The following is a 12,242-nucleotide window of genomic DNA, read 5'->3' on the forward strand; positions in this document are numbered from 1 at the left end:
AAAGGTACGCACTTCATCGGCAAGAAAATCGTCGAAGAGGCCGGGGAGACTTGGATCGCGGCCGAATACGAAGGCGCGGAACGCACTGCGGAAGAGATGAGCCAGCTGATTTACCATCTTCAGGTCATGATGATCGATCGTGGCATCACGCTGGAAGACATCTACAAGAACCTGTGAGCGTCCTGTCTTCGGGAACCGCAGCAACAAGGGAGGAAATATGTTAAGGATTGCCGTGCCGAACAAAGGCATGCTGTCGGAACCGGCCTGGAACATGCTCGCCGAGGCGGGGTACCGTCTGCGCAGCAACTCACGGCAGCTGGTCGTCGAAGACCCCGATAACGATATCGAGCTGTTCTACCTTCGCCCGCTGGACATCGCCGTGTACGTAGGCCGCGGCACCATCGACGTCGGCATCACCGGCCGCGATCTGCTGCTCAACTCCGGAACCGAGGCCGTGGAGCATATGCCGCTCGGATTCGGCGCTTCCACCTTCAGGTTCGCGGCCCCTGCGGATTCCTCAATCAACCGCCTTGAGGACATCGACGGCAAGCGCGTGGCCAGCTCCTATGACAAGCTGGTCGACGATTATCTCAAGGCCCGCGGCATCCACGCCGATATCATCCACCTTGACGGCGCGGTCGAATCCTCCGTGCAACTGGGCGTCGCCGATTTGATTGCCGATGTCGTCTCCACCGGAACGACCTTGCGCAATGCCGGCCTGCGCGTGTTCGCCGACCCGATCCTGCACTCGGAGGCCATTCTCATCCGTTCCCCGCGTGTCGCTGAGAACGACGAGCGCCTGACCATCCTGGGACGCCGTATTCAAGGTGTCTTGACCGCTCAGCGGTACGTGCTCATGGATTACGACATCCCAGTCTCGAAAGTCGCCGCCGCGGTCGAGGTCACGCCGGGCTTCGAAAGCCCGACTATCTCTCCGCTGCACGACAAGCAGTGGGCAGCCGTGCGCGTCATGGTTCCGCGTGAAAAAGTCAACCAGCTGATGGATCGGCTCTATGAGGTCGGCGCCCGCGGCATCATCGTCACCGCACTCCAGGCATCCCGTATCTGAAGTCCCCGGTGGTTATGAGCGGTACACACACGCATTCCAACACCTCAGGGGAGCAGTACAGCCCTGAAGCACGCGACGTGATATTCACGGTGCCCAATGGCATCAGCGTCTTGAGGATCATTTCGATTCCTGTGGTCGCCGTCTTGGTATCCAAGCACGAGATGCTCGCGTCGCTGGTCCTCATCGCTCTATCGGCCATGTCCGATGGTCTTGACGGGGTCATCGCGAGGAAGTTCAACCAAGTGAGCAAGCTTGGCCAGATTCTCGACCCCATCGCTGACCGGCTGCTCATTTTCTGCAGCATCCTCGCCCTCGGCATCGCCCACGTCATCCCTTGGTGGGTGCTGATTGTCGTCGGCCTGCGGGATTTACTCATGGGTGTCCTCATCGTGATGCTCGCACAACACGGGTATGGGCCTCTGCCAGTCCATTTCGTGGGAAAAACCGGCACGGCCCTGCTCATGACGGCGATTGTGCTGCTGATTTTCGCCGATATCTGGAAGGATCCGGCAACATTGACCTTGCATCTGGTGGCCTTGGCCATCTGCATCTGGGGCATCGCGCTGTACTGGCTCGCAGGGCTCATCTACGCGCATCAGGGGCTGGGACTGATCAGGAACGACAACGGGCAGTGACGTATGGCAGATACGCTGCATGAGGCACCACAGGCGCCGGGCTCCATTCCCGTACCGAAGGAGACAGCGCCTGTGCACACGCGTGCGGTCTTTTCCGCTTCCGCGTCATCACTGGGTGCCCACCATGCAGCGCCGTCGCCGGACATGCCCATCACTCCGAGGCGCAGGCGTCCCCAACTGGAGGATGATTCGCTGCGGCTCATCGACGACCTGACGAACCGTCCGATGGACCCGATGTTCAGCGATTCGAGGCTGGACAAGCGTCCAAAATCGGCTTTGCGCATTTGGTCGACACGAGTCATCGTGTTCATCATCTGCATCGCCGTGGGATTCTCCGGCAGCATTATCGTCCAGATTCTGCACACCGACCCCCGCAAGGAGATCCGCAGCAGTCTGGCGAAGGAACTCACGCAGCAGACCAAACATCTCAACACCCTGAATAGCGAAGTTTCCTCCTTGAGGGTCCAGGTGGAGAACCAGTCCAAGAAGCTTGCCAACACCACCAAAGACGACACCTTGACCTACGACGAGATGGCCAACGGCACGATTCCGGTGACCGGGCCGGGTATCACGCTGACCATCGCGAACCCGATCGCGGCGAACAGCGACACTACAGCGGGGTCGTTGCCGCGGGAGAACAGTTCGAACATCCGTGTCGTCACCGACGGTGATTTGCAGGTGTTCATCCAGATTCTATGGCAGGCAGGCGCGGAGGCCATCGCCATCAACGGCTATCGTCTGGGTGTGCAGACATCGGTGCGCACCGCGGGGCAGACGATTCTCGTGGGTGTCAACCAGGTTCAGAGCCCCTATAAGATCCAAGCCATAGGCGACAGTAGCGCGTTGGCCGCCGCCGTGGGAGAGAAGAGCCAACGCTCGCTGTATACGACGTTGAAAAGCGCGGGCATTTACCCGCAAATCACTACGGCGAAGTCGATTACACTGGAAGCGGCAAGCTCAAGTGACATCAGCTACGCGGAAAGGGCGAACTAATGGCTGCAGTATTGGGGCTGATTATCGGCGTGGTCATCGGTATCTTCGTGAAACCGGATATACCGGTCGTCTTGCAGCCGTACCTGCCGATTATGGTCGTCGCGGCGCTTGACGCGCTGCTGGGAGCGGCCCGTGCGTATTTCGAACGCACGTTCTCCGACAAGGTGTTTGTGATTTCGTTCATTTCCAACGTGTTGACCGCCACGCTGCTCGTGCTGCTGGGCAACCAGCTCGGCGTCGGCTCGCAGCTGCAGACCGCAGTCATCGTCGTGCTGGGCATCAGAATCTTCTCCAATGTGTCCGCGATCCGCCGGTTCGTCTTCAAGGCGTAATGTCATATGAGCCATAAGAAGGAACCACAGGATCTGCTCAGCCGCGTGCACCGCCAGCGTGTCGCGGACAGCGCGAACGACCATACCGAGACGGGATCGTTCCCGGTTGTCAGAAGAAAACCCAAGCGTTCGCTACAAGCGAACGCGGCCCGCACCCGCTTCATGACCAGCCTGCTCGTACTCTTGTTGTGTGCATTGCTCGGGTTCAGCTATGCCATCCAGCTGAACAACACCACGTCAACATATGAGACGATGAGCGAGGACGAACTTACCAGGCTCATCACCGAGACCAGCTCCCAAGTGCAGAATCTCGAACAGCGTAAGAGCCAGCTGACCGAACAGCTCACCGCGTTGCAGAAGGCCGCGGACAAGCAGGCAGAAGCCGAACGCATCGCCAAGCAGAACGAAGAGACCAGCGGTCTGCTTTCCGGACGCCTTGCGGCGCAAGGCAAGGGCGTGGTCATCACCATCGGCAAAGGCACAAAGGATCGCATCGATGCCGCGACCATGTTCGAACTGATTGAGGAACTTCGCAATGCGGGCGCTGAAGTCATGGCGGTCAACACCGTGAGGGTCGTGACGTCAACCTACTTCGCCGACACGAAAACAGGGCTGATCTGCGACGGTCAGGAATTGTCCACACCATACAAGGTTAAGGCCATCGGCGACCCGCAGAATCTGCAGAACGCCGTCAATATCGCCGGCGGCGTCGGCTCCAGGCTCAGCGTGAAATTCGGCGCGAAAGTCAAAGTGACATCATCAGACAAGGTCGAAATCAACGAGATTCGCGACGTTCCCCAATATCAATACGCAAAGACTGTAGAATAGCAAGTATGACTGATCCGATTCCAAGCGCAGGCGAAACGACCATCATCGGGATGCCTGCCATCACGATACCCATTACCACGACCGGCGACCGTCCGCTGACCCAGGAGGACCTCGACACCATCACCAAATTGTCGCCCGGAACGGCCCTGCTCATCTCGACGCGAGGCGCTGTATCAGGCTCAAGGTATCTCCTTGACGAGGACGAGGTGACGGTGGGACGCGATCCGCACGCGGACATCTTGCTCGACGATTCGACTGTGTCGCGCCATCATGCAGTGTTCCGCCGTGCGAACGGCTCGTTCGAAGTCATCGACGCGGGAAGCCTCAACGGCACGTACGTCAACCGCCAGCGCGTGGATAAGGCGTTGCTGCACAACGGTGACGAGATTATGATCGGTAAATTCAGGCTGGTGTTCTTCGGCAACGCCGCTCAGGCCTGAATGTCGGCGTGATCGGCGGCAATCCCACGATCACGCCTTTTTCCGCACTGCGGTCTCGGTACTGTCCAAGCCACCGCAGCATTCTTCAGAAAGGGCACAGGTGACATGGCAGTCCATCGTGTTACTCACGCATCGAACGCTACTGTGTCACCCAGTGACATCACCATCGTCCAGGGGGAGTTGTTTTCGTTTCCCGACGACGACAAGCCGACACGCGGGTACCGGGGGACTGTCGCCTCGAAAGTCGCCGGCATCACCTACCGCCAGCTGGATTATTGGGCGAGGAAACAAATCGTCGAGCCATCCATCAAAGCCTCGCATGGTTCCGGCTCACGACGGCTGTACTCGTTTAAGGACGTACTGATTCTCGCTGTGTCCAAACGGCTGCTTGACGCAGGCGTGAACCTGCAGAACGTGACCATAGCCATCGGGTATCTCATGCAACGAAGTACCGCACAACTGGAGCATACGACGATTCTCAGCGACGGCGAGCATGTGCACGAATGCCGGGACGGGGACAGAATCGGCGATGTGCTCGGCAGCGGGGCGGCGGTGTTCGGCATTTCCGTGACCGCGCTGTGGCATGGGATCGAGCAACGGCTTGAGCTAGAACCGCATGTCGATGTGTTTCCCGACGGTTCCGTCACCACTTCCCAGATGCCGGGTGGGGGACCGTTCGAAGAGCTTGCGCAAGCCCGTATGCGCAGGAAACTGGAAATCCGGCACGAGGAACGCAGCACGCAGGACTTGGATGAGTATGATCCGTTCCTTGTGCATGTGTGAGTGGCCGGGCTCACGTGCGGTATGCCATTGCTGCTGTAGATTGACGTTGTTCGCAGATACGCTCGCTACGAATGTGTTGGTAGTTCTTGTTGTTTTGTAGTTCTAAGGAGTTGCGTTCCGATGACTGTTCTTCCGCTGGTGCTCTGGCTGATCGCCTTGGCATGTTGCATCACCGTAATCGTGATGGTGCTGAAGACGGATACGCGGCGCTCCCATGCCGGTCACCCGGCGGATTCGGCATCCGCCACCTCTGCGGTGTCTGCTGCGTCTGCTGTCAAGACAGTATCAAATGGTGGTGTTGCGGCAGACGAAACCGTCGCGGCCGGAGAGGGGGAGAGCGCGGGCCCTCGTCCGGTCGGCAAAACCGTCATCATCCTGCATTTCGTGTCGTTGATTCTTGCCATGGCACCGTATATCGTGGCAACCGAAGCCGCAGACAACATCAGCAAGACCATGCTGTCCTGGTATGACAGCGTCGAAGGCGTCTCTGGGGCGATTCTGATTGTGCTCATCGCCTTGGAGCTGTGGTTCATGTACCGGCAGGCGTCACGCGCTGCGAAAGCCGAAGCTGCACTCGCGAAACTGACCGGGCGCCAGAACCTGGAGCATACCGAGCCGGTGCAGACTGGGAATGGCGATACCAACGAACATACCGATGATGCCGTTTCTTCAGCAAACAACGTGAGTGACCAACGAGAGTGACCGGGGTGGCCCGTCGGGACTCGACCCGAGCCCGTCAGCCGCGCCGGTCGTACCGAGCCGATCCACGCGATAACAACAACGTCGTGACAATGTCATCACATGACGTTCGGCATCTGCGCCAATGATACGACGGCGAACAGCCACTTTGGGATTCGTATCGCGGTATATCGGCACCGATTGTCACGAACCGCTGATGCGCCGGGATGGACGCGTACGTCGTTGTTGTATTGAAGCGCCGAAAGATACGCGATTGTGTGTATGGGGAGCGGTCAATAGTTACAATCTGACATAACGTACATTATCGGATTTTAGCGGTACCGCTTCCGGCGTCATTGACTGAAGCGCTTCATGCGCTGTTATTTCAAAGAATCACGCACACAATAAGAACGCCCGGATGCATATCATTCTGCATCCGGGCGAATGTGTTATGTTCGAATCGACATCATTGCGATTACAAAACATCGATTGCCGATGATTCAGTCTTCGTCACTGTTGAAATAATCTTCAACGGCATCACGCAGCTGGCTGACTTCGTCGATAATCCGGTACGCGCCATGTTCGTTGAGTTCTCCGGGCTCGGCGTACCCCCATCCACAACCCAGACAATCCAAACCGCATCCCTTCGCGCCTTCGACATCGGTCCAGCGGTCACCGACCATCAACGCGCGATCACCTTGGACGACATTGAAGCCCATGTTTTCGAACGCGTACCGGATGACCTGATCCTTGTCAAGTCTGGAATTGTCTTTGCTGGCGCCATAGACCGCATCGACCAGCTTGTCAAGCCCGAAATGCTCGCAAATCGGCTTCGCTTGATATTCCGGCTTGCACGTTGTGACGGCCAGAAAATACCCGTCCGCCCTCAATGCCTGCAACTGCTCAGGAATGCCCGGATACACGGTGTTGTACAGCTTTCCCGGCACCTTGTTCCCGGGATGATTAGGATCGTCGAACACCGCTTTGTTGTTGTAATAATCACGGTAAATCTCGACGGCTTTGGCCAACTGATCATCTGGAATGTGATTGCGCTGCATCGATTCGATGATTGCCGGCCCGATGAACCGGTGAAGTTCCGCTTCGTCTGGCACCGGGCGGCCAAGCGCCTCAAACGCCTTGATCACGCAGGCGATGATGCCCGGGTCAGATTTGGTCAACGTACCGTCAAGGTCAAGCAGCACAATGCGCCGCGGTGAATGCAATACGGTCATACGGTCCTCTCTCCGAATGCTCCGAAGGGGCTGATAAGGTAAACGTCTTCTCAACGCTTCTCCCCACTTGTATTATGCCTTGAACGTGTGACCTTGGCGTGTTCGAACCAGCGCACAGGAACCCGCCTGAAATACGAGAAGTGCCGTGCCAGGACAGATATCCATGGCACGGCACTTCAGCACACCCTAGCTCAGCACTTGTATGATGTGCGCTGAACCAGGCCAAAGGAATCACTCGTAATCCGGAATCCAACCGTCACGATGCATCTGGAGCCGCTTTTCCAACAGCTCCTTGAGCTCATCCTCGGTACGACGTTCCATCAGCATGTCCCAGTGCGTACGTGTAGGCTTGTTGATTTCGTCGTCCTCGGCATCCTGATCGCCTTCACGATGGGCGATCTGCCCGCAACGGCATTCCCATTCCTTCGGAGGCTCAGCACCTTCGGCAAACGGGACAATCGTACGATGCCCGTTCGGGCACACGTACGCGATGTCAGTACGGGCTGCGAAATCCACATTGTCGTCTGATTCCAGTGACTTGGCTCCGATGCTCATACCGCGCAGACTGCGTTCTGCCATGTCGATCCATTCCTCCTAGGGGTTTAGTCAACTATCCAAAATACCTAACAGCCCGGACGCACCGCATATTCCCCCGATGTAACAGCCATGGCATGAGAGGGCGCAAGCCCGGACCCGCCCATGACGGACGGGAATCAATGAACCCGCGACCCCTTGTTCCTCAGTCAACACCCGAGTATGCCACGACTCCCCTGTTGATCATCAACTGAGCGGCACGCGCATGCGCAGACAGGGGCCCTTCGTATTCCGGAACGCCGGGAAGTGCCGACGCGATCTGCTGCAACATATCAGCCAGGCGCTTCATGTTGCGTACGAAATCGCCGCCGGTCAGATCCATGTCGTGAAGAATCACGGCCAGAGGTTCACCGTCCGCCCAAGCGTACACGGCATCGACAATCCCGAAATCGACGTCCGGCAACCGATCAAGTCCGTAATCTTCTCGCATCGCATTGGTGCGCATGCTGATCGAGCGTAGCTGCGAACAGACGTGGGCGACCGGCCCGGTAGAACCGCCGGGATACCGGCGAGGTTCGCCGCCCTCTCCCCTGCGCGACTCATAGACGAGCCCTGACAACGCTGCGGCGAGCTGCTGCGGAGTCAAGGTATCCAGCAATCCCGTTCGGATCGCTTGCGCGAGGACGAGATCCTGCTCACTGTACAACTGGCGGAGCAGACGCCCTCCTGCTGTCAACGCAAGCTCGACTTGCTCCTGACCGTTCTGATGGCGTTCAAGATACCCAAGTTCGACAAGGATGTCGCAGATGCGGTCGAACTGTCTGGCCACGGACCCTGTGCGCGAATCATAGCGCCGTTGCACCCTGTCGAGTTCGCGCCGCTCCCTCATCCAGCGATGCCCCCACCTGAGATGTTCCTGCACATCAGGGCATGAGGCGCAAGGATGGTGCTGCTGTTCCCATTTGACTTCGGCAATCTGCCTATCGAGATCATGGAAGGCGTCGCTGCGCGCCTCTTGAGACGGGAACGAACGATGTTTGAGTTCGCGCCGCCCATTCTTCTGCAAATCGCTGAGTTTCATCCGCAACAGCATGAATTGGGTGAAATCACCGCGATCGCAGTATGCCGCCTGCTCGTAGCCTTCCAAAGCATGCTCAAGCGTATGGATCTCGGACTCAAGCTGCCACGCCGACTCATTCGCCTCCCATTGCGCGAAGGACTGGTCTAGCGTCTTGCGGGCGGTTTCGTAGGAGCTGGAATACAGCAGATTCACGGCCATATTGAATGTTGGCTTGAAACTCGAATGCAAGGGATACACGCGTTTGCTGGACAACGCCGCGGCGGTGGCCGGAACGAACCCTTTATGGTCAACAATCACTGCGTGACCAATCGTATCGATGCCGCGACGCCCTGCACGGCCAGTTAATTGTGTGAATTCCCCTGGGGTGAGCATGACGTGCCCTGTACCGTCGTATTTCTCGAGTTTTTCGACGATGACGCTGCGGGCCGGCATATTGATACCGAGCGCGAGGGTCTCCGTGGCGAATACTACTTTCACCAGCCCCTCTTCGAACAGACGTTCGACAATCTGCCGGAACAGGGCAATCATACCGGCATGGTGCGAGGCAAAGCCTTCCTCCAACGCGAAACGGAAGCGCGAGAACCGCAACGCCTTGAGATCGTCGCGGCTCATCTGCCCTTCGACCATCTCGTCGACGATTTCACGAATCCGCATCGCCTCATCGTCAGTCGTCAGCTCCAGCCCCGCATTGATGCACTGCTCGACCGCCTGATCGCAGCCGTTACGTGAGAAAATGAAATAGATTCCGGGCAACATGCCAAGGAAATTAAGTTCGTCAATGACCGCTGCACGGCGTGGGGTGAACCGCTCGACTTCATACTGCGAACGGCCGGACCCACGGCCGAAGCCCCGGCCTTTCCGGGACCCATGGGGCGGACGTCGGCGTGCTGCCTGATGCTCCAGCTGATCGATACGCCTGACCAACTGCGGATTGAGCCGCGTCGTGGCCTCACCGTCACTGTCTCGACGATACAGGTCGATGAGCTCCGGTTCGGTGCGCTCGTTGGCCTGCACCATCACATGCTGCTCAAGGGGCACCGGACGATGCTCGGACACGATAAGCCTGGTGGAGCCACGCACCGAGGAAATCCACGCGGAGAAATCCTCGACATTCGACACCGTCGCGGACAATCCGACGATGCGGACGGATTGCGGCAGATGGATGATGACTTCCTCCCACACCGGCCCACGGAACCGGTCGGCAAGATAATGGACTTCGTCAAGAATGACGTATTGAAGCGCAAGCAGGGTGTTGGAATGCTCGTACAGCATATTCCTCAGCACTTCCGTGGTCATCACGACAATATCCGCCTCGGAGTTGATTGACGTGTCCCCCGTGAGCAACCCGACATGTTCGGCGCCATAAATCGCAGACAAATCATGGTACTTCTGGTTGCTCAATGCCTTGATCGGCGTGGTATAGAACGCCTTGACATGATGTTCGTGCGCCAAGTACATCGCGAAATCCGCGACCACCGTCTTCCCCGCGCCTGTCGGGGCTGCCACAAGGACATTGTCCCCGGATTCCAAGGCTTCACACGCCTGAATCTGGAAAGCGTCAAGATCGAACGGCAACGAAGCCGCGAACCTTGCCACAGCAGATTTCCGATACTGCTGGTTGTGTTTGAACCGCTGATACCGTTGGGCCGGAGAATCCTGAACATCCCCCTGACTGTGACCGGAATCTGTCCCACGCCCTTGCTGTGCATGATGCGAATGTCGAGACATGCCTTCTCTCCCCCATGTCAACACTGAACGAATACCGTGCGAAACGGAGCTACTCGTTGAATACGCTCCATCGACGCCAAACGGCCTCATGCCGTTCGTGCTTGCGCGCCTCGCGTCTCATCACCTGAGCGTGAGCGGAACTGTACTTGTCGATGGATTGCTCGAGCGGAACCGTGAACGACGCCGGTTTCGGCTGCGGTTCATCGAACTCGTCCGTCTCGGCGAACCTGTTGCCGATGACATCCCCGAGCGAGGATACCAGACGCAATGCCGCAAGCCCCCGCCTGAACGCATACCATAAGCCCGCAGCAAGAGATACCAGCAACGCCAAGACAAGTACAACCCAGACAACCCACCATTGCATGGAAACCTCCTGTCAACCGGATACGGACAGCATTCGAGCCTATCAGTCGGCGTCGTCTTCACGTTTGTCCACGCTGAGCTCACGCTCGGCGCGGGCCTTAATCATCGAACGCAAAGTCTCGGGGGCAACAGCGGTAATATGCCGCGCATGGGCGATGCAGAAAGCCACGAACCACGAATCGGACGAGACAATCAGCCGGACTTTCTGCCCATTGCCGCACGGTTCGACCGTTGCGCCCGGAAGGCGCTTGGTGAACGGCAAATCAGGCTGGTCGGTGATAAACACGGTCTGTGTGCCGTTGTCAAAGCTCCACTTGCGCAATTCGCTCACCGGCACGTCAGGGATGTCGAGCTTCTTGGTAGGTTCGACCAGTTCAGCCTTCTCGATACGGGCAAGACGCAGAACCTGCCACACCCTCGGCAGACCGTTCGCCTTGTTGATGGTGACGTCTTTCTGCACGAACTTCGCTTCATCGTGCGGGGCTGCGGAGGCGACATCCGTCCAGACCGCAGCATAGTACACGCCCTCATCCACGAAAATCTTCGCGGGGGCCACCAGCTTGCGACGGGTACGGCCCGCGCCGTCAGTGTACTCCATGTCAAGCAGGCTGTCCGTGGAGATAGCGCGCTTGACAACCGAGAACGCACGGGGTTCGAGTTCGTATCCGGTCAGGCTCAACCACGGCGTCTGACCGGGCTTGACATGCTGACGCAAGCGCGAATACAACGACTGCGCCTGGTCGCGCTGCTGGTCGGGAAGCAATGACGAATGGGCCAAATAACTCACCGAGGCCGTCAACATGCTCAGATACTGCTGGGAAATGCCGGCGAGACGCTCCAAGCCAAGGGAATTCGTTGCCGACACGATGCCCTCGCTGTCCAGAAGCGGCCAATCAATATCGAAGAACTGGCTGCCCGCCATCTCACCGTCATCGGATACCGTCGTCAAGGTATTGATGTCCTTGTGGATGATGTTGACGTACTTGTTGAGCTCATCGTCGGACTTGGGTTTGCCGATGAAACGCTCCGCAAGCTCGGCCAGCGAGAACTCCTCGCCGAGATGGGCCGACAAGAACAGCATGAGCCTCAACCTGCGGTCGACTTCGCTGCCGGTCTGGAATGAGGGCCCGATCTTCTTCTGACGGGCTTTGATGCTTTCCGGATCGCCCGGTTCATGCACCTGCCGGCTGATCGAGGGGGCGTTGACCTCCAGGCTTTCCGAATTCTGGGCGGAGTCGGCTAGTTCGAACTTCGTCGCCGCGGTGAGCCTGCGGTTGAACGCGTCCACGGCCTCCTGAGGGCTGACGATATACGCGCCGGGATGCTCAAGCACATACATGGCCAGGTCATCGGAATCCGTGTAGGCGACGTTGATGCGCTCGCCGTCGACATCCACGGTCGCCGCAAAGCGACGGGAATCAATCACCTTCACCAGGGATTCCGGCAATGTCTGCGTACCGAGCCCCGGGGCGATGGAATCCAGGCCAAGGCCGGGCACCGGTGTCTGGGGGACGCGTGGCGCGGTCCGAGAAGTATGCTGGACCGG

At 58.2% G+C, this 12,242-nt stretch carries 13 protein-coding genes and 2 pseudogenes; 9 read left to right on the plus strand and 6 right to left on the minus strand.

Going from position 1 to position 12,242, the window contains the following annotated elements; all coding sequences use genetic code 11:
- The 9 genes from ACI38B_RS03495 to ACI38B_RS03535 all read left to right on the plus strand — a co-directional run.
- Positions 1-177 (plus strand): phosphoribosyl-ATP diphosphatase (locus tag ACI38B_RS03495; RefSeq protein ID WP_439729553.1); only part of this gene is annotated, 177 nt, incomplete at its 5' end.
- A 40-nt stretch (positions 178-217) separates the two neighbouring features.
- Positions 218-1,069 carry an ATP phosphoribosyltransferase gene (gene hisG, locus ACI38B_RS03500; protein ID WP_439729542.1) on the plus strand — a complete coding sequence of 284 codons (852 nt, stop codon included), beginning with the start codon at positions 218-220 and terminating at the stop codon, positions 1,067-1,069.
- 14 nt (positions 1,070-1,083) lie between these two features.
- Positions 1,084-1,704, plus strand: a complete 621-nt coding sequence (locus ACI38B_RS03505) for a CDP-alcohol phosphatidyltransferase family protein (protein WP_439729543.1) — start codon at positions 1,084-1,086, stop codon at positions 1,702-1,704.
- 3 nt (positions 1,705-1,707) lie between these two features.
- Positions 1,708-2,697 (plus strand): DUF881 domain-containing protein, encoded by a 990-nt coding sequence (locus ACI38B_RS03510; RefSeq protein WP_439729544.1) that lies wholly within the window; start codon positions 1,708-1,710, stop codon positions 2,695-2,697.
- A complete protein-coding gene (locus ACI38B_RS03515) occupies positions 2,697-3,029 on the plus strand; it encodes a DUF1290 domain-containing protein (RefSeq protein ID WP_015450554.1) in 333 nt (110 codons plus the stop codon). Before ACI38B_RS03510 ends, ACI38B_RS03515 begins: the two co-directional genes overlap by 1 nt.
- Positions 3,030-3,035: 6 nt before the next feature.
- Positions 3,036-3,857, plus strand: a complete 822-nt coding sequence (locus tag ACI38B_RS03520; protein ID WP_439729545.1) for a DUF881 domain-containing protein — start codon at positions 3,036-3,038, stop codon at positions 3,855-3,857.
- A 5-nt stretch (positions 3,858-3,862) separates the two neighbouring features.
- Positions 3,863-4,297 (plus strand): FHA domain-containing protein, encoded by a 435-nt coding sequence (locus ACI38B_RS03525; protein ID WP_439729546.1) that lies wholly within the window; start codon positions 3,863-3,865, stop codon positions 4,295-4,297.
- A 105-nt stretch (positions 4,298-4,402) separates the two neighbouring features.
- Positions 4,403-5,080 (plus strand): MerR family transcriptional regulator, encoded by a 678-nt coding sequence (locus tag ACI38B_RS03530; RefSeq protein ID WP_439729547.1) that lies wholly within the window; start codon positions 4,403-4,405, stop codon positions 5,078-5,080.
- A 120-nt stretch (positions 5,081-5,200) separates the two neighbouring features.
- Positions 5,201-5,782 (plus strand): hypothetical protein, encoded by a 582-nt coding sequence (locus tag ACI38B_RS03535; protein WP_439729548.1) that lies wholly within the window; start codon positions 5,201-5,203, stop codon positions 5,780-5,782.
- A gap of 476 nt (positions 5,783-6,258) precedes the next feature.
- On the opposite strand, the gene ACI38B_RS03540 is transcribed toward ACI38B_RS03535, so the two are convergent.
- The 6 genes and pseudogenes from ACI38B_RS03540 to ACI38B_RS03565 all read right to left on the minus strand — a co-directional run.
- Entirely contained in the window at positions 6,259-6,990 is a 732-nt protein-coding gene (locus ACI38B_RS03540) for an HAD hydrolase-like protein (RefSeq protein ID WP_439729549.1), read from the minus strand.
- A 231-nt stretch (positions 6,991-7,221) separates the two neighbouring features.
- Complete coding sequence (locus tag ACI38B_RS03545; RefSeq protein ID WP_015450561.1) at positions 7,222-7,569, minus strand: RNA polymerase-binding protein RbpA; 348 nt, start codon at positions 7,567-7,569, stop codon at positions 7,222-7,224.
- Positions 7,570-7,729: 160 nt separating this feature from the next.
- Entirely contained in the window at positions 7,730-10,333 is a 2,604-nt protein-coding gene (locus ACI38B_RS03550) for a DEAD/DEAH box helicase (protein ID WP_439729551.1), read from the minus strand.
- A gap of 49 nt (positions 10,334-10,382) precedes the next feature.
- The gene (locus ACI38B_RS03555) at positions 10,383-10,697 is read right to left on the minus strand and encodes a hypothetical protein (protein WP_439729552.1); all 315 of its coding nucleotides are present in this window, start codon (positions 10,695-10,697) and stop codon (positions 10,383-10,385) included.
- A 42-nt stretch (positions 10,698-10,739) separates the two neighbouring features.
- Positions 10,740-11,846: pseudogene (locus ACI38B_RS03560) on the minus strand (helix-turn-helix transcriptional regulator); the annotation flags it as partial.
- A 92-nt stretch (positions 11,847-11,938) separates the two neighbouring features.
- A pseudogene (locus ACI38B_RS03565) lies at positions 11,939-12,242 on the minus strand (helix-turn-helix transcriptional regulator); the annotation flags it as partial.

The sequence above is a fragment of the Bifidobacterium sp. genome (assembly GCF_051876855.1).
Classification (GTDB): Bacteria; Actinomycetota; Actinomycetes; order Actinomycetales; family Bifidobacteriaceae; genus Bifidobacterium.